Origin of the sequence: Massilia eburnea (genome assembly GCF_009720745.1) — a bacterium.
Lineage (GTDB): Bacteria > Pseudomonadota > Gammaproteobacteria > Burkholderiales > Burkholderiaceae_D > Rugamonas > Rugamonas eburnea.
In genome coordinates, this window is sequence record NZ_WNKX01000001.1 from 488773 (window position 1) to 510922 (window position 22150).

Here is a 22150-nt window from a genome sequence, read left to right on the forward strand (position 1 = left end):
CATGGCCAAACCTGTCCTGCTCAATAATATCGACCACAAGGACTTGCACGTGCAGACCGGGCGCGGCGCCCATTTCGGCGACAACGTGATGTCCGCCCTCACCTTTCCATCCGAATTCCGCGATGTGCAGGCCTGCTACCCGATCGTGTTCCGCAAGGGGGCCGGCGGCGGTTTCGAGGCGCACGCGCTATTCGGTTTCCAGGAAGGCGAAAACCTGTTCCTCGGCCTGCATGGCTGGGAAGCGCCGTACATCCCGCTGGCGATTGAACGGCAGCCCTTCCTGATCGGCGTCAACGGCAGCGAGCTGACGGTGCATGTGGACCTTGACAACCCCCGCGTCAGCGCCTCGGCCGGCGAACGCGTATTCCTGCCCCACGGCGGCACTTCCGAATACCTGGAGAAGGTCAATTCCACCCTGCTGGCATTGCACCAGGGATTGCAGCAGGCAAACGGCTTCCTGGCGGCGCTGCTGGAACTCAAGCTGCTCGAGTCCTTCGTGTTCGACATCGAGCTTGATGATGGCTCGCAGTATCGCCTGGCCGGCTTCTACACCATCAATGAAGAGTGCCTGTCCGCCCTGCCGGGCGAGGCCCTGGAAAGGCTGAACCACGCCGGCTACCTGCAGGCCATCTACATGGTGATTGCGTCCATGTCCAACTTCCGCACCCTGATCGAGCGCAAGAACCGCGTCCATGCTGGCCAATGCTAAACCGATCCGCGAGCTGCACGGCCTGACGCCGTCCGACCTCAACGACGATCTCCTGACAGCCACCGAACCGCTGGTGCTGCGCGGCCTGGTCGCCCGCTGGCCTGCGGTACAGGCCAGCCGCGCCGGCGCAGCCAGCGCCGATGCCTACCTGCGCCGCTTCTACCGCGATGCCAGCGTAGTCGCGATGCTGGGCACACGCGAGATTGGCGGCCGCTTCTTCTACAACCAGGATTTAAGCGGCTTTAACTTCGCTTCCGTGCGTGCGCGTCTCGACGACGTGCTGGATGAACTGGCGGGCCAGCGCGATAACCCCGTCCCGCCGGCGATTTACGTCGGCTCCACCACAGTCGACACGGCGCTGCCCGGCTACCGCGAAGAAAACCCGCTCGACCTGGGGCCGCGCGACGCGCTCATGAGCGTCTGGATCGGCAACCAGACCCGCATCGCCGCCCATTACGACTTGCCGGACAACCTGGCTTGCGTCACCGCAGGACGCCGCCGGTTCACCCTGTTCCCGCCGGACCAGCTGGAAAACCTGTACGTCGGGCCGCTCGACTTCACACCCGCAGGCCAGCCAATCAGCCTGGTGGACCTGCACCAGCCGGACCTGGACCGCTTCCCGCGCTTTGCCGAAGCGATGCGCCATGCGCTGTGTGCCGAACTGGAGCCGGGCGACGCCATCTTCATTCCCAGCATGTGGTGGCACCACGTCGAAGCGCTGGAGAACTTCAACGTACTGGTCAATTATTGGTGGCGCCAGTCGCCCGAGTATATGGACACTCCCACCAATGCGCTGATGCTATCCCTGCTCTCGATCCGCGACCTGCCGCGCGAACAGCGTCGCGCATGGCAGGAACTGTTCCGCCATTATGTATTCGAGGCCGGCGGCGCAACCGCCGCCCACATACCGGTGCAGGCGCAGCGCGTGCTCGGCCCGATCAGCGACGATGCGGCGCGCATGCTGCGTGCCCAGCTTCTCAAAAAAATCAACCGATAAACGGAGACCCTGATGAGAGACGAACAAAACCAGTCCCGCCCTGTGCGGCGCGTTGTCATCGCCGGCGGCGGCACCGCCGGCTGGATGGTCGCGGCAGCCATCGCGCGCAGCTTGGGAAAAGTCCTCGACATCAAGCTGCTGGAGTCCGACGAGATCGGCACCGTCGGCGTTGGCGAGGCCACCATTCCCACCCTGCTCAATTTCCACGAACTGCTGCAAATCAACGAGCAGGAGTTCATGGCGGCGACCAACGCGACATTCAAGCTTGGCATCAGCTTTGAAAACTGGCGCAATACCAGCGAAGACTACATCCACTCCTTTGGCCTCACAGGCACCGACCACTGGACGGCCGGCTTCCAGCATTTCTGGCGCAAGGGACGCGAGCGCAAGCTGGCCAGCGACTATGGCGACTATTGCCTGGAGCTGAAAGCGGCGCAGCTGAACCGCTTCGGCCACCTGCCGCGCCAGGGCATCAACTATGCCTATCATCTGGACGCCAGCGCCTACGCACGCTACCTGCGCAAGTACTCGGAGGGCTATGGCGCGCAGCGCATCGAAGGAAAGATCGCCAAAGTCCACACCGACGCGGCCAGCGGCCATATCACGGCATTGCAGCTCGATTCCGGCGCGGTGATCGAGGGCGACCTGTTCATCGACTGCACCGGCTTCCGCGCCCTGCTGATCGGGGAAACCCTGGGCGAGGCCTTCGACGACTGGTCGCAATGGCTGCACAACGACAGTGCGATCGCCGTGCAGACCGCATCCACCGGCGCCGCCGTTCCCTACACCCGCGCCATCGCCCACGACTGGGGCTGGCAGTGGCGCATTCCGCTGCAGCACCGTGTCGGCAACGGCATGGTCTTTTCCAGCAAATTCGTCGACGACGATACCGCCCGCGCAAAGCTGATGGCCGGCATCACCGGCGAGCAGCTGGTGCAGCCGCGCGTGATCCGCTTCAAGCCGGGCCAGCGCCGCAAGGTTTGGCGCAAGAATTGCGTCGCCATCGGCCTGTCCAGCGGCTTCCTGGAACCCATCGAGTCAACCAGCATCCACCTGATCCAGCGCGCCATCGTGCGGCTGATGCAGATGTTCCCTTCCGCCGGCATTTACCAATCGGAGATCGACGAATACAACAAGCAGGCCTGGGCCGAGATCGAGCATATCCGCGACTTCATCATCCTGCATTACAAGGTGACGAACCGCCGCGATACGCCGTTCTGGCGCCATTGCGCCGGGATGGCAGTGCCGCCTTCGCTGCAGCACCGCATCGACCTGTTCCGCGAAACGGGGCGCGTGTTCCGTTTATCGAATGAGCTGTTTGCCGAAAATTCCTGGATCCAGGTGATGCTGGGACAAGGCATCCTGCCGCAGCAGCACCATCCTTCCGCCGATTTGATGGGGGATGCGGAGCTGTCCCATTTCCTCGACAGCATCCGCAGCAACGTGGCACGGTCCGTGGCGCAGCTGCCGCCGCACCAGCAGTATGTAGAGAATTACTGCGCCGCGTACATGGAAGAGTATTTAGCGCCGAAGTAGAGAATGAACGCGTAGCAGGCGGCCGGCAGCATGAAGGACGCCTGCACTCCCATTGTATCGGCCAGCGCACCTTGCGCGAACGGCACCAGCGCTCCGCCGACAATAGCCATGCACAGGATGCCGGAGCCCTGCCCCGTGTACTTGCCGAGGCCGTTCAGCGCCATGCTGAAGATGGTCGGGAACATGATCGAGTTGCACAGGCCGACCGCCAGAACCGCCCACATGGCGACGCCGCCCTTGCCGAATGTCGCAGTCAGCAGCAGTGCGATCGCCAGCAACGCGTTGAACGCCAGCGCCCTGCCCGGGCTGACCACCCGCATCACGGCAAAACCGATAAAGCGGCCGACCATGGCGCCGCCCCAATAAATGCTGACAAAGCGATAGGCTTCCGCGTGAGCCAGGCCTGCGATGCGCGGCTCGCCCAGGAAATTGATCAGGAAACTGCCGATGCTTACCTCCGCGCCGACATACAGGAAAATGCCGATCGCTCCCAGCACCAGATGGCGGTGTGCCCAGGCAGAACCGTGGCCCTCTCCCGCCAGCGCCACATCCTCGCTTTCCTCGATCTGCGGCAGCTTCGCGGCGTAGAACAGCACGGCCAGCAGCGCCAGCGCAGCAGCGAGCGCCAGGTAAGGCCCGCGCACGCTCGCGCCATCGGCGGCGGCAACGGCGGCCGACAGGATCAGCACCCCGCCGACGGATGGACCAATCGTGGTGCCAAGGGAATTGAAAGCCTGGGTCAGCGTGAGGCGGCTCGATGCCGTTCGCGCCGGACCAAGCGCCGCCACATAGGGATTGGCTGCCACCTGCAGGACAGTAATGCCCGCTGCCAGAACAAAGAAAGCAAACAGGAACAAGCCGTAGCCGCCGAACGAGGCTGGGTAGAACAGTGCACAGCCGCCGGCGGCAATCAACAAACCGGCTACGGCGCCACGCTGATAGCCGATGCGGCGGATCAGCGCGCCGGCAGGCAGCGAGACGATGAAGTAGGCCCCGAAGAAGCAGAACTGCACCAGCATCGCCTGCACATAGCTCAAGGTATAGATCGATTTCAGGTGCGGAATCAGGATGTCGTTCAGCGAAGTAATCAAGCCCCACATGAAAAACAGGATGGTGACGATCACCAGGGCGCCGGTGTTGGCGCCGTTGTGCGTTCCGCCCGCCGCTTCCTTGGGAACGGATGTGGTATTGGGTGCGATGCCTGCCATTATTTCTCTCCCGTGAGTTCTTCGCAGCGCACTGCGTCTGCCGCTGCGGCCGCGCCGCCGGCAATTTCGATATTGGCGATCGCCGCGGCAAACGGGGCGTCGGCATGGATGCTGAACGGCGTATCCATGTGGTCCAGTTGAAGGCCGCGCGCCGTGAAGCAAGCCAGCGGCACCTTGACGGTCTGCTTGCCCTTGCCGGCAATACGTTTGAACAGCCTGGTCGCGTCGAGTGCAGTGTCCTGCATCGCCAGCATGACCTTGCCCTGCGGAGTAACGCTCACGATCGTGTCGAATTGCAGCGCGCCATCGCGCGCCGCTGCGGCTGAGAGCATCAGCGGCCTGGCGCCGCGCGCAGCCAGTTCCGCACTGGCCGTCCATGTCACAAGCTTGGCATCCTGCTGCGTGTTGACCTGCGCCGTCTGCACGGTGATGCCCGGCAGCCGGAAAGTCGCATTCAGGTCTGCGCCCAGCGCCAGCTGTTCGCTGCCGCTGCGGATCGCCAGTGGGAAGCTTGAACGGTCGGCCTGACTATGGACAGCAACGATATTACTCGACCCGCAGCCGCCAGGTGCGTAGGCAGTATCCAGCTTGCCCAGCCTTGAGCGCTGGCCCTTGCGCAAGCCATAATTCAATGCAAACAATGGCGCGTAGCCGGCGTCGCCGAAATTCAACGGCGTCTGGCAGGCCGACTTCGGCCACGAGAAGGACAGCCTGCCGCGGAAGTCATAGCTGTGCGGCCCTGCCACAAGCAAATCGGACACGCCCTTGCCTTCCGTTCCCGGCAGCCAGGCGGCGATGAAGGTGTCGGACAGGTTCAGCAAATCGTTGACGAACAGCGGACGTCCGGAGACAAATACGGTGATCACTGGCTTACCCTTGCCGGCGACCGCTTCCAGCACGGCCAGGTCTTCCGGATAGCGGCTGCTGTGGCGCAAGGTGCCCGATGAGCCGATGTCGCCATCGCCTTCCGCATACGGGCGCTCCCCGATCACCGCGATCACCGCATCGAAACGGGACAGGTCGACGCCTTTCGCGTCCACGCTGAATTCCACATTGCCCTCGCCCGCTGCCGAGCGAATGCCTGACAGGATGCTGTCGGCATTCGGGAAATCCGCATTCGTGTTGTCCGTGCCCTGCCAGGTCAGCGACCAGCCGCCGGTCTGGTTGGCGATGTTGTCGGCGCTCTTGCCGACCACCAGGATTTTTTTACCGCGCGCCAGCGGCAACGACGGCCCTTCGTTTTTCAGCAGCACCAGCGATTCGCGCACCGCGCGGCGCGCCAGCTCGCGGTCCTGCAGCGCCGCGTCCTGGCCGGCATAGGCGTTTTGCCCCGGGCTCTTGTCAAACAGGCCCGCCCGCAGCTTGACGCGCAGGATGCGCATCACCGCATCGTCAATGCGGGCCATCGGGATCTCGCCCACCTTCACCTGTGCAATGGTGTTGGCGATGAAGGCTTTCCAGTCATCCGGCACCATGACCATATCGATGCCGGCATTGATCGCCTGCGGGCAGCTATCGTTGCGGCAGCCCGGCACTTCGGCAATGCCGTTCCAGTCGCTGACAATGAATCCATCAAAGCCCATTTTGGACTTCAGCACGCCGGTCAGCATTTCGCGGTTGCCGTGCATCTTCACGCCATTCCAGCTATTGAACGAAGACATTACGGTTTGCGCACCGGCAGCCAACGCCGGCACATACCCTGCACCGTGGATGTTGATCATATCGGCCAAGGAAGACTTGTTGTCACCCCGGTCCTTGCCCTGGTCCGTGCCGCCGTCGCCGACAAAATGCTTGGCGCTGGCCAGAACATTGGCGTCATCCTTGAAGCGGCCCTGCAGACCCTTGACGTATTCGCCGGCATATGCGGCCACCAGCTTGCCGTCTTCCGAAAAACTCTCGTAGGTGCGTCCCCAGCGGTCGTCGCGCACCACGGCGATGGTCGGGCCGAACACCCAGGCGATGCCGGTCGCGCGTACGGCTTTGCCGGTGGCTGCGCCGATTTCATAGGCCAGCTTCGGATCATGCGCGGCGCCGAGGCCGATATTATGCGGAAATAGCGTGGCGCCGAACACGTTGCTGTTGCCGTGGATGGCATCGATGCCCCAGACCACGGGCACCTTGACGGCCATGTCGGTCGACATGGCCGCCTGATGGTATTTTTCCGCGAGCGCCAGCCAATCGGCGGCACTGGCGTGCTTGTTCCCGTTCGGCCAGCTGCCGCCGCCATTCAGCACGGAGCCGATGTAGTAGCGCCGCACGTCATCCGGAGTGACGGTCTTGATTTCGGGCTGGGTCATCTGGCCGATCTTCTGCTCCAGTGTCATGCCGGCGACGATGGCCGCTACCTTCCGCTCCAACGCCGCATCGGGGGCAATGGCGCTTCGCGCATGAGGCCAGTCCGCCAGCGGAGCGGCAGCTGCGGGAAGCGCGAGCGCTGCGAGCAATGCAATCTTCTTCATCGGGTCTCCTTTTACGGCTGTCGCAGGAAGGCGCGATACCACTTGCCGCTTTCCTTCAGCCTTCGTTCTTGTGTTGTGTAATCGATGTGGACCAGGCCAAAGCGGCGCAGGTAGCCTTCCGCCCACTCAAAGTTGTCGACCAGGCTCCAGGCGAAATAGCCTTTCACCGGGACGCCGGCGCTAATGGCATCCTTCATGGCGCCCAGGTGACGCGCCAGGTAGCGCCGGCGCTGCGTATCGTTCACGCTGCCGTCGGCCAGCACTTCATCGTCATAGCAGGAACCGTTCTCGGTAATGTACAGCTCCCTCGGCGCGTAATCGGAATGGATGCGGGCAAGCAGCTCACCCAGGCCTTCCGGCGCCACTTCCCAGCCCATGGCGGTGGTCTCCGCACCGGCTGGCGGCGGCAGCACGCGTGCATCGAGCGGCTCGTGGCCGGGTGCGTCCGCAATCGTTTCGGGAAAATAGTAGTTCACGCCCATGAAGTCGGTCGCCGCCGCAATCGCTTCCATGTCGCCGTCGTGCACCACGGGCGCCGCGCGCCCCACCTGCGCCAGCGTTGCCGGCGGATAGCCGCGCCCGTGCAGCGGATCGAGGAACCAGCGATAGCGCAGGCCGTCATGGCGCTCGCTGGCCGCGCGGTCCGCCGGACCCTCGCTGGCTGCGCGCAGCGGATGCAGGCTGAGGGAAATGCCGACGCGTGCGCCGGGAACGTTCTCGCGGATCAGCGGCACCGCCTTGCCGTGCGAGAGCAGCACATGGTGGCAAACCTGCAGCGCGGTACCGAAGTCGGTCAGGCCCGGCGCATGCACACCCTCGAAATTGCCGAGGATTGCGGTGCACCACGGCTCGTTATGCGTGATCCAGTGCTGCACGCGGTCGCCCAGGCGGCGCGTGACCGCATCCACAAATTCCAGGTAGCGCTGCACGGTATCGCGTTCGGCCCAGCCGCCGCGGTCCTGCAGGTACTGCGGCAAGTCCCAATGGTATAGCGTGGCCCAGGGCTGGATGCCGCGCTCCAGCATGCCATCCACCAGGCGCGAATAGAAGTCCAGGCCCTTCTGGTTGGGCGCCGCACCGAATTCGGATATCACGCGTGGCCACGCGATGGAAAAGCGGTAAGCGTTCAGGCCCATGTCGCGCGCGATATCCATGTCTTCGGGCCAGCGATGGTAATGGTCGCAGGCCACCAGGCCGCTGGAGCCATCGCGCACCTTACCTGGCGTCGCGGCAAAACGGTCCCAGATCGACTCGGCGCGTCCGTCTTCGCGGCCGGCTCCTTCAATCTGGTAGGACGAGGTGGCGCAGCCCCACAGGAAGTCGCGGGCAAAGTCGCTGCGCGCCGGGGCGCCTGGTTCAAGCTGGTCTGGTTTGTTCATATTCGTCGTTTATAAGCTTTGGAAAGGTTTCCATATTTCGCCGTAAAAAAGGGCGCAAGCGCCCCTTCGAGCTTCTAATTCATGCTGCCTTGCGCCTGGCGCTGGCCGCCTTGGCCAGCGATGCCCGCAAAGTCACCGTCACCGGGAAGCTGCGCGTCACCGTACGCCTCAAGTCGTAACAGCGGTTCAGCAAAGCACTCAGGCCGTTCATCGTCATCTCGCGCCAGGGCATATGGACGGTCGTCAGGCGCGGTGCGGAAAACTCGGCGCTCGGCGTGTCGTCGTATGCGATGACGGACAGGTCGTGCGGCACGCGGATGCCAGCCTCCTGGAAGTAGGATAGCGCGCCGACCGCCATTTCATCGTTGGCGCAGAACAGGGCCGTGCACCGGCGGCCCGATTCCACCAGCTCCTTGGCCGCGGCCCAGCCGCCGGCCGGGGAGAAATCGCTTTCGGCCACCCACATGCGGCTGGTATCGATGCCGCCCTCCTGCAGCTCCTCCATGAAACCTTCGATGCGCGCCACGTTGTCGGCAAGACGCGACGGGCCGGCCACCACAGCGATGTCGCGATGCTTGCGGTCCAGCAGCGCACGTGCCGCCAGGCGGCCGCCAAGCTTGTGGTCCAAGGGGAAGCACTGCTCCGGAATGCAGGACAGGCTATGGTTCAGCACCACGATCCTGCCCTGCTGCACGCCAAGCGCTTCGATATCCTCGTCCAGCAAGGCGCTGGTCATCACGATCAGGCCGTCGCAGCCGCGCTCCATCAGGAACTTGATGCCGTCGTTGGCCTGTTTGCGCTCATCGCCCAGGCCAACGCCGAAGGCCACCACCATGTGCAGACCGGCTGCGCGCAGTTCGGTGTCGATAATCTGCAGGATGGGCGTGTAAAAGGTCCCGCTCAGGACCGGGATGTAGACCCCGATCATCTGGCTGGTGCCTGTCAGCAGGGTGCGCGCCGCATGCGACGGGCGGAATCCCAGCTCGTCGATCGCCTTCTTCACCTTCTCAAGCGTGGCTGGAGATACCGAACCCTTGCCGCTGACGACACGGGAGGCGGTGCCCAGTCCTACGCCCGCCAGGCGGGCTACGTCTTTGATAGTGGCCACTGGAATCCTTTTCTTCTTATAACGTCATCGCGAGCATACTTGAAGCGCCCGCCGTTTCAAAGCGCTGGCCGCTGTCCGGGTCGAACAGCGACACGCGCTGCGCGTCGATTGCGAACGACACCGCGTCATCCGGCGCAAGGGCGCGGCTGCCCTGCACGATGCAGGACAGCTGCCTGCCGCCGCAGTCGAGCCAGACCACGCGATGCGCCCCCATCGGCTCCACCAGCGTTACCCTGCCCTGCAGCGGTCCACCCGGCGCAATGGCGATATGCTCCGGCCGCACACCCAGCACGGCCTTGGCCGCGCCGCCCGCCGTTCCCAGCGCCAGCCGTACCGCGCCGCCGGCAAAAACGCCCTGCGCATCGATGCTTCCCTCGATGAAGTTCATTGCCGGTGCGCCCAGGAACCCAGCCACGAACAGATTGGCGGGCCGCTCGTATACTTCTGCCGGGGTTCCGACCTGCTGGATCGCCCCCGCACGCATCACAACGATGCGGCTGGCCAGTGTCATGGCCTCCACCTGGTCGTGTGTCACATAGATCATCGTCGCGCCGAGTTTCTGGTGCAGCAGCTTCAGTTCGCGCCGCAAATCGGTACGCAGCTTGGCGTCCAGGTTCGAAAGCGGCTCGTCGAACAGGTACACGCCCGCCTCGCGCACCAGCGCCCGGCCGATCGCGACCCGCTGCCGCTGCCCTCCCGACAAGGCGGCCGGCTTGCGCTGCAGCAGCTCGCCCAGATGCAGCATGGCAGCCGCCTTCTCCACCCGGCGCTTGATTTCGGCCTTCGCCACCCCCGCGATGCGCAAGCCGAACGACATATTCTTTTCGACCGTCATGCTCGGATAGAGTGCGTAGGACTGGAACACCATGCCGATCCCCCGCTCGCTTGGATCGACATGCGACATGTCCTTGCCGCCGATCTCGATTGCACCGCCGCTGCTTTCGATCAAGCCGGCAATGCTGTGCAACAGCGTGGACTTGCCGCAGCCCGAGGGGCCAAGCAGCACCAGGAATTCACCTTCCTTCACGTCCAGGTCCAGGCGGCGGATGATGGCGTTCCCCCCGAGCGTGACATCCAGCTTTTTCAGACTGACATTCGACATCTTCAACCTTTCACAGCACCGGCGGCGATGCCGCGCACAAACCAGCGGCCCGACAGGAAGTAGACCGCCAACGGCACCAGCGCCGTCAATATCGTGGCGGCCATGTTGACATTGTAAAGACGGGTGCCCGTGGTGGTATTGATCACGTTATTCAGCTGCACCGTCATCGGCAGGTTGTCGCGGCCTGCAAATACCAGCCCGAGGATATAGTCGTTCCATACGCCGGTCAGCTGCATGATCGCCGCCACCACCAGCATCGGCACGGATAGCGGCAGCATCACATGCCAGAAAATGCGCCAGAACCCGCCGCCGTCGATGCGCGCGGCATGGAACAGCTCTTGCGGCAGCGCGCTGTAATAATTGCGGAACAACAGCGTCAGCACCGGCATGCCGAACACCAGGTGCACAATCACGATTGCCGGCAGTGAGCCGAATACGCCCAGGCCCGCCATCATGCGCACCAGCGGGTAGATCATCACCTGTACCGGCACGAAGGCGCCCAGCAGCAAGACGCCGAACAGCAGGTTGGCCCCGCGCGGACGCCAGAACGACAGGGCATAGCCGTTCAGCGCGCCCAACGCAATCGGCAGCAGCGTGCTGGGCAGCGCAATGCGCACCGAGTTCCAGAAGCCGCCCTGCACCCCTTCGCATGCCGCGCCGGTGCACGCTTCGCTCCAGGCTGCGCGCCAGGCATCCAGCGTCGGCGCCAGCGGCAATGCGAAAATATTCCCCAGCAGGATTTCATCCATCGACTTCAGTGAAGTGGCCAGCATCACGTACAGCGGCAGCACGAAAAACAGCGCAGCACTGGCCAGGAAGGCGTACAGTCCAAGACGCGCGGCCCTCATGCCGCCCCCTTCCGGCTGCGTGCGTATGCCCATGGCGCCAGCAATGCCAGTACCGTCAGCAACAGCACTACCGCGCCCGCCGAGGCCAGGCCGATATTCGCGCGCAGGAACAAATGATCCATGATGAACTTGGCCGGCACTTCGCTGGCCGTGCCGGGACCGCCCTGCGTCATGGAGACCACCGCGTCGTAGAGCTTGACGACCATGGTTGCCAGCAGGATGAAGACCGTCGCCAGCGTTGGCGCCAGCATGGGCAATACGATCGACAGGTAGACGCGCCAGGCCGGTATGCCATCCAGCCGCGCGGCTTTCCAGATTTCCGGATCGACGCCGCGCAAGCCCGCCAGCATCAGCGCCATCACGAACCCGGACGCCTGCCAGACCGATGCCAGCACGATGGTGTATAGCACCGTATCCTGATTCACCAGCCAGTCGATTTCCAGCCCCGGGACGCCGCCAGGCGTCAGTACCCACTGCCACACCAGGCCCGTCGCAACGAACGACATCGCATACGGATACAGGAAGATTGTCCGCAACGCGCCCTCACCCGCTACCTGGCGGTCGATCGCCGCCGCCAGCAGGAATCCAATCACCATGCAGGCGGCGATGAACAGCACACCATACAGCACCAGGTTATGCAGCGACAGCAGCCAGCGTTCGTTGCCAAACAAGCGCTCATACTGCGCGAAGCCAACCAGCCTGCTGGTCGCAATGCTGCGCGAGCTGGTGAGCGAAACATAGAATGTCCAGGCGAACGAGCCGAGGTAGCCGACGCATACCGTGAGCAGCATCGGCAGCAGGGCCGCGTAGGACATGGCTCGGCGCATCAGCTTAATTCCTCAGCGCCGCTGCCAGCGCCTTCTGCGCTTTCTCGACCGGCATCGAGGTATTCCAGTAGGCGGTCAACGCATCCTGGACGGCGCCGTTCTGGTCCGGCGTCAGGTAAATCTCCGGCGCACCGACCTGCCGGTTGCGGTCGCGCATGATGGCTGCGCCGGCGCGGGCGCACGCGTCGAGCTGGCTGGTGTCGGCATCGGAACGCGGTGGCAACGAACCTTTCAGCTTGTTGAAGCTCACTTGCGTGGCGGGCGCCAGCAGTACTTTTTCCATCAGCTTCTGCGCCTGCTGGACCTGCGTGCGATCGGAGCGCGGGAAGACAAAGGCATCGCCCTGGATCAGGTAAGGAGAGTTTGCGCCCAGGCCGGGAATGCAGCCGTATTGCACGCCCGGCTCCATCTTCGCATTGCTGAATTCGCCCTTGGCCCAGTCACCCATGATTTGCACGCCGGCCCTGCCGCTGACCAGCATCGCAGTGGCGTCGTTCCAATTGCGGCCCGGCGAGGCGGGATCGACATAGGACTGCAGGCGCTTGTAGGCCAGCAGCACCTTGCGCACCGCATCGGAATTGATGGCACGCTGGTCGCGGTCGCGCATCACCTGCAGATAGAGCTGGCGGCCGCCCATATTGGCCAGCATGGACGCGAACAGGATATGCTCCTGCCAGGCCTGCCCGCCATGCGCCAACGGCACCAGGCCGGCGGTCTTCAGCTTGTCCAGTGCGGCAAACAGTTCGTCGACGGTGGCCGGCTCCTTGCTGATGCCGGCCTTTTTGAAGGCTGCCTTGGAATACCAGATCCAGGTCTGCATGTGGATATTCATCGGTATCGCGTAGTAATGCCCTTCGATGCGGATGGCGTTGACGATCGGCTCCGGCAGCGTGGTATCCCAGTGCTCCTGGCGCGCGATGTCGTCCAGCGGCACCAGCATTTCCTGGTCTACGATATCGAGAAACTGCTTGGAGATGTTGAATTGCGCGGCAGTCGGCGCCTGGCCTCCCACCATGCGGTTGAGGGTCACCGCGCGGGCCTGGTCGCCGCCGGCAATGGCCGTATCGATCCAGGTGCCCCCGGCTGCCCGGTAGGCATTGGCCAGCTGCTTGACGGCAGCCGACTCGCCGCCCGAAGTCCACCAGTGGATTACTTCCGCGCTGGGTCCGGACGCCTGCGCGGTGGCTGCTCCCAGCGCCATGGCGCAGGCTAAGAACTGCTTCAACATCCCGTCTCCTGTAGTGTGCCGCTATTTTTTGGAAACGTTACCAATTTCCCGCCTGAGTGTCAACAGAATAACAGGATTCTTACGCTTGGCGAAAAAGCAACGTGCAAAGGAAAACGATTGAAATCGTAAACTTTCCTGGGCTATCCTGATTTCGCTGCCGGTGCATGCCGGCCGCGCGATCGGGAGAGTTTGTCCCACCCACGGACAACGCCGAAGGAGCAAGCCGCCCCCGGAATCTCTCAGGCCAAAGGACCGGTCGCGTGTTATCACAACTCTGAAGAGCCGCCAGCGCCGCAAGGCTGGCGCACCGAAGGAGCAAGCAGGCAGCCCATGCCTGTGAAACTCTCAGGTCCAGCACAGAGGGGGCAATCCATCCGCAATCAAAAATGATCTGATCAACCTTCAGAGGAGTAGTCACATGCATACGCATCGACTCTGGCTGCGCATTGCCTGCGCAGCTTTGATGGCCGCACCGTTCCTGGCAAAAGCAGATAACGGCGCGGCGCTGCAGGCTGCCAAACGCGGCCTGGCGCAATTCGCCGAACACCAGCAAGCGCTTCGCCCCGGCAGCGCACCGGTGGACTTCCCGCTCGATATCACCGACGTCGGCGACTTGAAACAGGCGACCATCGGCAGCGGCTTCGAGGTCTACACCATTGACCCGAAAGAACTGCTGGCGCGCGCCGACCTGCCTTCGCTGGCCAAGCCGACGGGGGAGTGGCGCTTCATCATCTCGCTGCACGGCAGGCCGATCGGGCTGGCCACAGTGCAACAGGTGAATGGCCGTTATGAGACCGTCGCCTACGGCGCATCGGTGCTGGCGCAAGACGTGGAAGCCGCCATGGCGGTACACGGCAACAGCGCACGCTCCAATCTGCGCTTTATCCGCGTGTACCAGGCCCGTTCCGACTTCCTCGAAGTGGACCATGCCAGGTTTGCGCCCCTGCATTCCGCGCGCGAATCGCTGCTGATGAAGAAGGCCGGCAACCAGCTGGTCGACAGCGCCGAACTGCTGGAGCCGCTGCGCGCCGCAGTCAAAGCCAATATCGAAGCTTTCCGCTAAGGAGGTCCACCCATGAATTTCGCAAAAACCCTGGCGGCCGCCGCGCTGGTGCTCGCCCTGCCCTCGGCCTTTGCCCAGTGGCGCACGCTGAACGTCCCCCTGGTGACCCAGGAACATAGCCAATGGTGCTGGGCCGGTTCCAGCAAGGCTGTCCTGAACTACTACAGCCGGACGCCAAGCCAGTGCCAGATCGTGAATTGGGCATTCGGCATCAACTACGCCTGCGGCAGCAGCATTTTCGACTGGAACAGCTACGCCAACCGGCCAAACAATATGTATGGCACCTCGGGCAGCGTGCAGAACATCCTGTCCGCCTGGGGCGTACCGAATACTGCGATCAACAACTACCTGTCGTGGAATTCGGTGGTCAACGACATCAACGCCAACCGTCCCTTCGTCATCCGCTACGGCTGGACCAACGGCGGCGGCCATATCATGGTGGGGCGCGGCTATGAAACCTACAACGGCACCAACTACATCTACATCATGAACCCGTGGCCGGGCGAAGGGCAGACTTATCGCACCTACGCCTCGGCGGTCAGCGCATACGACCATAACTGGACGCATACGCAGCGCATGAACGTCAGTCCTTGAAGTGGAGCTTTAGCAGTTGGCCGTTGTGGTCATCAACCAGCAGCAGGTCGCCATTGGCGGCCTGCTTGACGTCGGCCGGAGCGCCCCGCCCCTGTTTGCCTTTGACGTCCCAGCCGGAGATCAGCTCCACCATCTTGCCGAGAGGCGCGCCCTGCTTGTCCGGCAGCAGCGCCACGAGGCGATGGCCATGCTGGCGGTAGCCATGGAAGGTCATGACCAGGCTGCCCCTGTATTCGGCGGGAAAGCGGTCGGCCGTGTAGAACAGCATGCCAAGCGGCGCTGCATGCGCGGGCAATAGCCTCACCGGCGCCGTATAGCTTGCGCACTTCGCCGACGGATATTCCGGACTGGCGAGATTCGCATCGTAGCAATAAGGCCAGCCATAATGGGCGCCGCGCCGTATCAGGTTCAATTCGTCATGCGGCAGCTCGGCGTCGCTCTTCAGCTGCGGCATGTGGATGTTGATATTGTCGCGCGAGTTTTCTCCCTGCCACAACGCTCCCGTGGCTGGATGTACTGCCATCGCCATCGAGTTGCGCAAGCCGCGTGCGTAGGTTTCCCAGTTTTTCACCACGCCGCCGGGCCATGTGATGCTGTATTTGCGGATGACACCGGACGCCTGCTCGCCTTCATTTTCGGCACACGGCTTGTCGGCCGCAGGTTCTGCGCCGGAAGTGCTTTCACAATGGTCGCTTGCCGAGCCGACGTTCACGTACAGGTCGCCGCGCTGATCAAAACGCAGGGCCGTCAACAGGTGGCGGCCAACGCCGGGCAGGCCGGTGACGAAATCCGTTGCCTGCCCCGGCTGCGCCGGATCGATACGCACAATGCGTTTGACCACGCCGACATACAGCTTGCCGTCCGGGCCAAGCGTGATGCCATTCGGCCGGTCAAGCTTGTCGAGCAAAACGCGTTGCGTGCCATCCTTGCCGATCACGATCACCCGTCCCCGGCCCTCGACCCAACCGCCCATTTCAACCACGGCCAGCTCACCGCCCGGAAGTTCCTGTACGCCGCGCGGATAACGCAACTTATCGGCGACCACCGCCACGCAAAAACCCGGCGGCGTCTTGAGATCCATCGCCGGCAATCCATCGCACATCATGTATTTCTTCCTCCAGGCTCAGCGCCGCGCAGGCACCAGCTCAATTGTTTTTTCCGTCGCCGCATCCACCGCTTTGCGCGTGTACAGCAGCGGGAAGTAGGAACCCATCGCCCAGTCCTGCGCCAGGTCGCGGTAATGCGGGCTGCCCGGGTCGCCGGACTGGCCGGGCGTATTCATTGCGCGTGAATTATCCCATCCGCCGACGTCAATCACCACCCTGAACGAAGCGCCGTTGATCTGCCAGAAGTTGGCCGGATGGTAGCCGGACTGGTTGACGGTGTGCGCACTGCCGCCGCGCGGCAGTGGTCCGACATCCAGTTTGGCGCGCGTGGCCGCGTCGACCGCCTGCGACATCGGGTGCATGAAGTAGCTGAATTGCAGCTTGCCCCAGGCCCAGCGGGCCGGATCGCCGCCTTGCAGGCGCACCATTTCGGCCCAGGCGGCGGCCAGGCTGTCCAGCACCACGCGGTCGCGCCGCGCGTTGGCGTTCCTGCCAAAGCGCGCGGCCGGACGCTCGAGGGTCTCCAGCAGCACCGTGGTATCGGGCGCTCCCATTGTGCTGGCTGCGGCCTTGCCGAGCAGGGCAGTCTTGAAAGCCTCGCCGAGATGGCGCGACCACCACACTTCGAACAGCGCGGCAGCCGGCGACTCGGGCCTTACCTCCGCATTCCAGCCGCCCAGCAGGCGCAGCGCCGCCTGCACACCGGCGTCGTGCGACTTCATTTGCTTGAGGACCGCCAACAAGCGCCGCGCCGGAACCGACACCAGGTCGTTTTGAAGGCGCTGCATGTCCTCAATTCCGACCTTGCCTGGCTTGCCCAGCACCTCGGCGATACGCTGGGCGCGCGACGGCTCGGCCCATTCGAAGCCCAGCTTGTACTCCTTGTAAGGGAAGGAAGCAGGCAGGTTCATTTCATTGGCGCTGGCAAACCAGCCCTGCTTCGGGTTGAATTGCGAGGGCAGCTTGCGTCCGTCGAGGAAGCCGCGCCACTCGTAGCGGCCGTCGCCCGGCACCGGCAGCAAACCGTCCCAATTGGGCCGCTGGGGAGCCATGCCGCCGGCAACCCAGCCGATATTGCCGGCAGTGTCGGCATAGACCTGGTTCTCCGCCGGCGCGCCCCAGCGCGCCATGGCGTCCCTGAACTGCGACATATTCTGGGCGCGCATATAGTCGATGCTGCCGAAGTACGGTGCGGTGCCGGGCGCCGTCCACGCGCTGCGCACGGCCAGCGCACGCCTCTTTCCAGGCTCTTCGAAAATCACCGGACCATGGCGCGTGAAGAGCAATTCCACTGGTGTGGAACGGCCGCCCGGCAACGGTACGCTTTCCTTCACTACGCGGAAATCCTCCCATTTGCCCTGATAACGATATTGGCGCGGATTGTCCGGGTTGGTCTGGTAGACGTACAGGTCTTCCTGGTCGATGCTGAAGATGGTCAGCCCAAATGCGATGCGGCCATTGTGGCCGATTGAGATGCCCGGCAAGGCCGGCTCCCCTGCCCCGATTGCATCGAGCCCCGGTGCGCTCAGGTGAACGATGTAGCGCAAGGAAGGCGCGGCATAAGATCGGTGCGGATCATTGGCGAGTATCGGCCGCCCCGTCGCGCTGCGTGCAGGCGAAATGACCCAGTTGTTGCTGCCTTCCATGCGCTGCGCATCGGCAGCCGCCAGGTCGGCCTTGCCCGGCTTGCGCAGCACGCGGGCAGGCGATGTCGCCAGGAAGAATACGTCCAGCGCGTTATCCGGAAAGCAGGGATCCAGCCCTTCGGGAATACGCGTCACCCACGGGGGCGACAGCCTGGCGCGAATCTGGTCCGCCTCCAGGCTGGCGTTGCAGGCAACGTGCGCCCGCTCGAATTCCTGCAGCAGGTTGCGGGTAAGGCCATGGCTGCGTATGCGTACCACGTCTTCCGCCGCCCACTTCTCAGGTTTGTAGGAAAACTGGCGGAATTCGAATGGAAGCCATTCCGGCTTGCGTTCGAGAAGATCGATATAGGCATTAATGCCGGAAACGAAACGCTCGCTCACTTCCCGCGCGTCGCCGCCGTAAGCCTTCCATTCCGCGTCCATATCGCCGCGGTACAGGAACAGGCGCGCAGCCCGGTCCTGCTCGACGTAAGACGGGCCGAATACCGCCGACATGCGCCCAAGGCCCCGCCGCCGCCACAAGTCGATTTGCGCCAACCTGTCGCGGGCGGCATTGAAGCCCTGCACGAAGTACAGGTCGCTGCTGTCGCCAGCATAGATATGGGGCACCCCCCACTTGTCTACCTGGATGCGGGCCGGCTGGCGCAGGCCCGCCACTTCCAGGGTTTCGGCGCGGGCGCTGCCTGCGCCCAGCAAGAGTACGAAGGCAAGCGCCAGTCTAGCCAATCAAACTCCTCCCGCCACAGCCGGCACACCGGTCGGCTTATCCAGCGCCATGCGCGGAATGGTCCAGTAGGTGATGGCACGCCATAGCCACTCCATCGGGCCATAGCGGAAGCGGGCCAGCCAGAAGTGGCTGAACGCCACTTGCAGTACGATGAGGCAGGCCACATAAGCCATCTGGTGGGCGCGGCTGACGCCGAAGTGTCCGAAGCCCCAGCCAAAATAATAGATCGCGCCGACCAGGGACTGCGTCAGGTAATTGGTCAAGGCCATGCGGCCAAGCGGCGCCAGGACGCGGATCTTGGAGAACACCGAATTGCTATGCAACATAAGGATCACCAGGCTGACATAGCCGAGGCAGGCTGGGAGGTTGCCCAGCATGAGCAGCCCCATCGCGAGCTGACCGCCGTCCGCGCCATCGGAGCCTCGAACCGGATACATGCAGATCGCCGCCCCAAGCAGCCCCAGGCCGATGCCCAACGGCAGGCCAAACATGGCCAGTTTGCGGAACAGCGGCAGGTGCGCACGGGTGTTTTCCATGATGCCCTTGCGTACAAACCAATAGCCAAGCAAGAACATGCCGACCACGATAGGTGCGAAGCCAAGTTCGCCTGGAGCATTTTCAGCAAAGTGATTCGCACGCAGGACCAGGTGTTCGCCATAAGTGCCCGTGGTGGACACTTTGATCTCTTTTTTCACTTCCTCGTCACGCTCCTTCAGACGTTTTGCAACTTCAGCCTTGCGTTCGGCCTTCGCCTTGGCGGCCTTGGCCTCCGCGGCGGTTGCAGGAGCGGAGGCGGATGCCTGTGCCACCGGTTTCTCCGGCAACATATACCGCATGGCGCCAACACCCGTCATGATGGTAAAGGCGAGCACGTACATGCCGGCGCCAAGGCGCCACGGACGCTCAGACTTCGGCTCATGGAATTTGCAGGTCAGGATGCCCACCGCAGTTAGCGCGATGCCGATGACAGGCAGCGACAAGCGCAGGGGACGTGGCAGTTGAGGCATGAACCAGATCGCGACCCCGGCAATCGTGGCGAGGATGCCGGCAACGAGTATCACCAGGCCCACTACCGGAACATCGAGTTTCTTGACATCCTGCTCACCGCGCAGCCACCACGCGATAAACGAGAAGAAGGTCAGGCTTGCCGCCATCCCGAGCAGCACGCCCAGGTCCGGCGCCGACTTCTCCGAGTAGAGACCAGCCATCACGCCCATATTCGGGGCGAAGCCAACCAGCAGCAACAGCACAATGGCCGTGACAATATATTTCGGTCGTCCGAACAGGACAATCAGCAGGCCCGCCGCGCTCACGGCATAGCTGAACAGGATGTCGCCCGACCAGATGAAGATGTGGTGGCATGCGCCAAACACCGCAAGTGCGGCAATACGACGCATGTACGGTACCAGGAAGCTGCGCCCGGCTTTGTTGGCGCGCGTGAGCATGACGGCGAAGCCCATGCCGAACAGCAGGGAGAAGATGGTCCAGAACTTGCCGGTCACAAAGTACTGCGTGATGAAGCTGATGACGAAATCAAGTCCGGTGAATTTCGCCGGAATGCCGCCCATATCGGAGATGGCGCGGTTGAAGTACTCGACATTCATGATGCAAATGCCGATCAGTGCAAAGCCTCGTACCACATCAAGCGCTTCGATGCGTTCATTGCCTTCTGTAGGGGAAAAGCTCGTCCTGTCCATTATCGTTATCCTTTGTTGTAAACGAAGTTGCGACTCATGGATCGTACTGGGGTTAAGCAAAACCTAAGGCGATTGTGCGACGAAATGCCGAATATGGGGGACAAAATGCAAAAAGGCCCGCTTGCAATTGCGAAGCGGGCCCCAATGACGCTGGCGTTCGCTTAAGGGGCGATGTCGCTACCTACGTTAATTGCTGCGTAGGCGCGCTGCACGGCCTTCGCTTCGGCGCTGCCGACCCCATACAGCTCCTCAGCCGAGGCTTTCATCAACGTACGCGCATTTGCGTAGTTGGTAGAGGAAGTGAACTTGGTGGTGTTGGCATGGAACCAGATGCGGTATGCATGGTCGATGCCAACGCCGGTCATGGCGCCGTTGGTCAGGTACTGGCTGTACATCTCCGAGCTCTTGTTGGAGCTGGACCCCATCGACAGGAAATAGAACATGCGGTTGTTAGGGCCGCTCGCATAATGCACGTCGAGGTTGCGCAGTTTGCGGCTCCATGCATCCGGGCTTGCGCCATCCTTGGATGGTTTCCAGAACCAGCGCAGCGGCTGGCCATCCTTCGCGATTTCCTGGCCGACCATCCAGTCGTTCTTCCCTGCTGGGACCACGCTGCCGGTGCCGCCATTGCGTGCATAGGCTTCCACCGCCTCGCCGTTGATGTCGGACGAGGACTCATTCAGGCCGCCGGACTCGCCGCGATAAGTAAGGTTGGACGTCGCTGCTGTGACGCCGTGCCCCATTTCGTGGCCGATCACGTCGTTCGAACCGAGGTTGTTGAAGTAGGTGCCGCCATCGCCGATGAACATGCATTTGCAGGTGTCGGTGTAGTAGGCATTGTCGTAGGCGGTGTTGACGTGCACGGCGATATAGGTTGCCGTGTTATGCCCATCCAGCGACTGCCAGCCCAGCACGTTTTTCATCGTGTCGTAGGTGTTCATCAAGCCCCACAGGGCGTTGACGGCAGCGGTCTGGCCATTGTCGTTGGTCGTGGAACCGCCGGCAATATACTGCTGGCCATCGCCCCAGGTATTGTCCGGGTCCACGTACAGGGCGCCGGCGCTGGTGCCATGGTTGGCATTGGTGATGGCCATGCCGCCGTAGACGCCGCCGGTGCCGCGCGTCAGGTCGATCATCTGGTATTGGCTGCCAGTGTAGCTGGTGGCGATCGGCACGGTGCCGTTGTACTGGCTCTTGCCGCTACCGATGGTCGGCGTTGCGGTGTGCACCATGCTCCATTGCTGGAGCACCGCGCCATTGGAAGCGTCCACGATGGTATTGTGGTAGACCGGTTTGCCGGCGCGGTTCATGCGGGTCTGCACCAGGTAGGCCAGGCGATAGCCGTCAACCACGTCCTCCAGGTCCATCGCATTCAATGCGTCCTCGGCCTTGTTGGCGGCTGCAGGCACGCGTTGCGTTTTCATGACCGGGTAGTAGATGGTTTCAGCGCTAGGCGCCACATCGTGGACGCCTGCGCCGCCGACACTGCGGATGGCGGCATCGATTGCGGCCTGGCTGCTGATCGATGCCCTCTTGTTCGCAACGCCGGACTTCGCAATTCCCCCGCGGCGGTCAGCCATGGATTGGCTGATGATGTGGCCGCGATTGTCCGACACCACCACCGCCTCCGATTCGAAGATGCGGATCCCTTTGTAGGTGTGGCTCAGACGCGTGATCACCTTGTCCTGCTGCCCTGGGTGTTGGCGGTCGATCACAAAGCCGTGGTCGCTATCGAGGCCCTTGCCGGCACGCTCATGCGCCAGCTCTGCCATCAGGCTGGCATTGGCCTGGGCAGGCATGGCGGCGGCAAAGCCCGATTGCGCGCACAGTGCGATCGCAGCGGCGATCATCGTTTTACGTAGCATCATTACGTCCCCTTCCGATTCAGGTTGTTGGGACAATCGACGATATATTGA

Annotated in this window: 17 protein-coding genes and 1 riboswitch; of the genes, 5 read left to right on the forward strand and 12 right to left on the reverse strand. The window is 63.0% G+C overall.

Features of this window, described 5'->3' with window-relative positions; translation table 11 throughout:
* The first annotated feature begins 1 nt into the window (after position 1).
* Genes GM658_RS02380 through GM658_RS02390 form a run of 3 tightly spaced genes read left to right on the forward strand, consistent with a single transcriptional unit; the run spans position 2 to position 3242 of the window.
* Positions 2-709, forward strand: coding sequence for a SapC family protein (locus tag GM658_RS02380; RefSeq protein WP_155452397.1), 708 nt, complete (start codon positions 2-4; stop codon positions 707-709).
* Positions 693-1706, forward strand: coding sequence for a cupin-like domain-containing protein (locus GM658_RS02385; protein ID WP_155452398.1), 1014 nt, complete (start codon positions 693-695; stop codon positions 1704-1706). Before GM658_RS02380 ends, GM658_RS02385 begins: the two co-directional genes overlap by 17 nt.
* 12 nt (positions 1707-1718) lie before the next feature.
* On the forward strand, positions 1719-3242 hold the full coding sequence (locus GM658_RS02390) for a tryptophan halogenase family protein (protein WP_155452399.1): 1524 nt from the start codon (positions 1719-1721) through the stop codon (positions 3240-3242).
* Here GM658_RS02390 and GM658_RS02395 read toward each other — a convergent pair.
* From GM658_RS02395 to GM658_RS02430, 8 genes are all read right to left on the reverse strand, one after another.
* A complete protein-coding gene (locus tag GM658_RS02395) occupies positions 3200-4450 on the reverse strand; it encodes a sugar MFS transporter (RefSeq protein WP_155452400.1) in 1251 nt (416 codons plus the stop codon). The genes GM658_RS02390 and GM658_RS02395 overlap by 43 nt on opposite strands.
* Positions 4450-6909 (reverse strand): glycoside hydrolase family 3 protein, encoded by a 2460-nt coding sequence (locus tag GM658_RS02400; RefSeq protein ID WP_155452401.1) that lies wholly within the window; start codon positions 6907-6909, stop codon positions 4450-4452. Before GM658_RS02400 ends, GM658_RS02395 begins: the two co-directional genes overlap by 1 nt.
* An 11-nt stretch (positions 6910-6920) precedes the next feature.
* On the reverse strand, positions 6921-8288 hold the full coding sequence (locus tag GM658_RS02405; protein ID WP_155452402.1) for a GH1 family beta-glucosidase: 1368 nt from the start codon (positions 8286-8288) through the stop codon (positions 6921-6923).
* 79 nt (positions 8289-8367) lie between these two features.
* Complete coding sequence (locus GM658_RS02410; protein ID WP_170298633.1) at positions 8368-9396, reverse strand: LacI family DNA-binding transcriptional regulator; 1029 nt, start codon at positions 9394-9396, stop codon at positions 8368-8370.
* 16 nt (positions 9397-9412) lie between these two features.
* Positions 9413-10498 carry an ABC transporter ATP-binding protein gene (locus GM658_RS02415; protein WP_155452403.1) on the reverse strand — a complete coding sequence of 362 codons (1086 nt, stop codon included), beginning with the start codon at positions 10496-10498 and terminating at the stop codon, positions 9413-9415.
* 2 nt (positions 10499-10500) lie between these two features.
* Positions 10501-11346, reverse strand: coding sequence for a carbohydrate ABC transporter permease (locus GM658_RS02420; RefSeq protein ID WP_229416713.1), 846 nt, complete (start codon positions 11344-11346; stop codon positions 10501-10503).
* On the reverse strand, positions 11343-12173 hold the full coding sequence (locus GM658_RS02425) for a carbohydrate ABC transporter permease (protein ID WP_155452405.1): 831 nt from the start codon (positions 12171-12173) through the stop codon (positions 11343-11345). Before GM658_RS02425 ends, GM658_RS02420 begins: the two co-directional genes overlap by 4 nt.
* A 4-nt stretch (positions 12174-12177) precedes the next feature.
* Complete coding sequence (locus GM658_RS02430; RefSeq protein ID WP_155452406.1) at positions 12178-13401, reverse strand: ABC transporter substrate-binding protein; 1224 nt, start codon at positions 13399-13401, stop codon at positions 12178-12180.
* 170 nt (positions 13402-13571) lie between these two features.
* Positions 13572-13666: riboswitch (glycine riboswitch) on the forward strand.
* A 153-nt stretch (positions 13667-13819) separates the two neighbouring features.
* On the opposite strand from GM658_RS02430, the gene GM658_RS02435 reads away from it, so the two are divergent.
* Both GM658_RS02435 and GM658_RS02440 read left to right on the forward strand, forming a co-directional pair.
* The gene (locus tag GM658_RS02435) at positions 13820-14464 is read left to right on the forward strand and encodes a hypothetical protein (protein WP_155452407.1); all 645 of its coding nucleotides are present in this window, start codon (positions 13820-13822) and stop codon (positions 14462-14464) included.
* Between the two features lie 12 nt (positions 14465-14476).
* Positions 14477-15058, forward strand: coding sequence for a C39 family peptidase (locus tag GM658_RS02440; RefSeq protein WP_155452408.1), 582 nt, complete (start codon positions 14477-14479; stop codon positions 15056-15058).
* Here GM658_RS02440 and GM658_RS02445 read toward each other — a convergent pair.
* The 4 genes from GM658_RS02445 to GM658_RS02460 form a co-directional block, all read right to left on the reverse strand.
* Positions 15048-16139: a PQQ-dependent sugar dehydrogenase gene (locus tag GM658_RS02445; RefSeq protein WP_229416714.1), complete on the reverse strand. Its 1092-nt coding sequence runs from the start codon at positions 16137-16139 to the stop codon at positions 15048-15050. The genes GM658_RS02440 and GM658_RS02445 overlap by 11 nt on opposite strands.
* A gap of 42 nt (positions 16140-16181) precedes the next feature.
* Positions 16182-18536: a penicillin acylase family protein gene (locus GM658_RS02450; RefSeq protein WP_155452410.1), complete on the reverse strand. Its 2355-nt coding sequence runs from the start codon at positions 18534-18536 to the stop codon at positions 16182-16184.
* The gene (locus GM658_RS02455; RefSeq protein WP_155452411.1) at positions 18537-20234 is read right to left on the reverse strand and encodes a DUF418 domain-containing protein; all 1698 of its coding nucleotides are present in this window, start codon (positions 20232-20234) and stop codon (positions 18537-18539) included.
* A gap of 161 nt (positions 20235-20395) precedes the next feature.
* Positions 20396-22102, reverse strand: a complete 1707-nt coding sequence (locus tag GM658_RS02460) for a M4 family metallopeptidase (protein ID WP_155452412.1) — start codon at positions 22100-22102, stop codon at positions 20396-20398.
* Between the last annotated feature and the right edge of the window lie 48 nt (positions 22103-22150).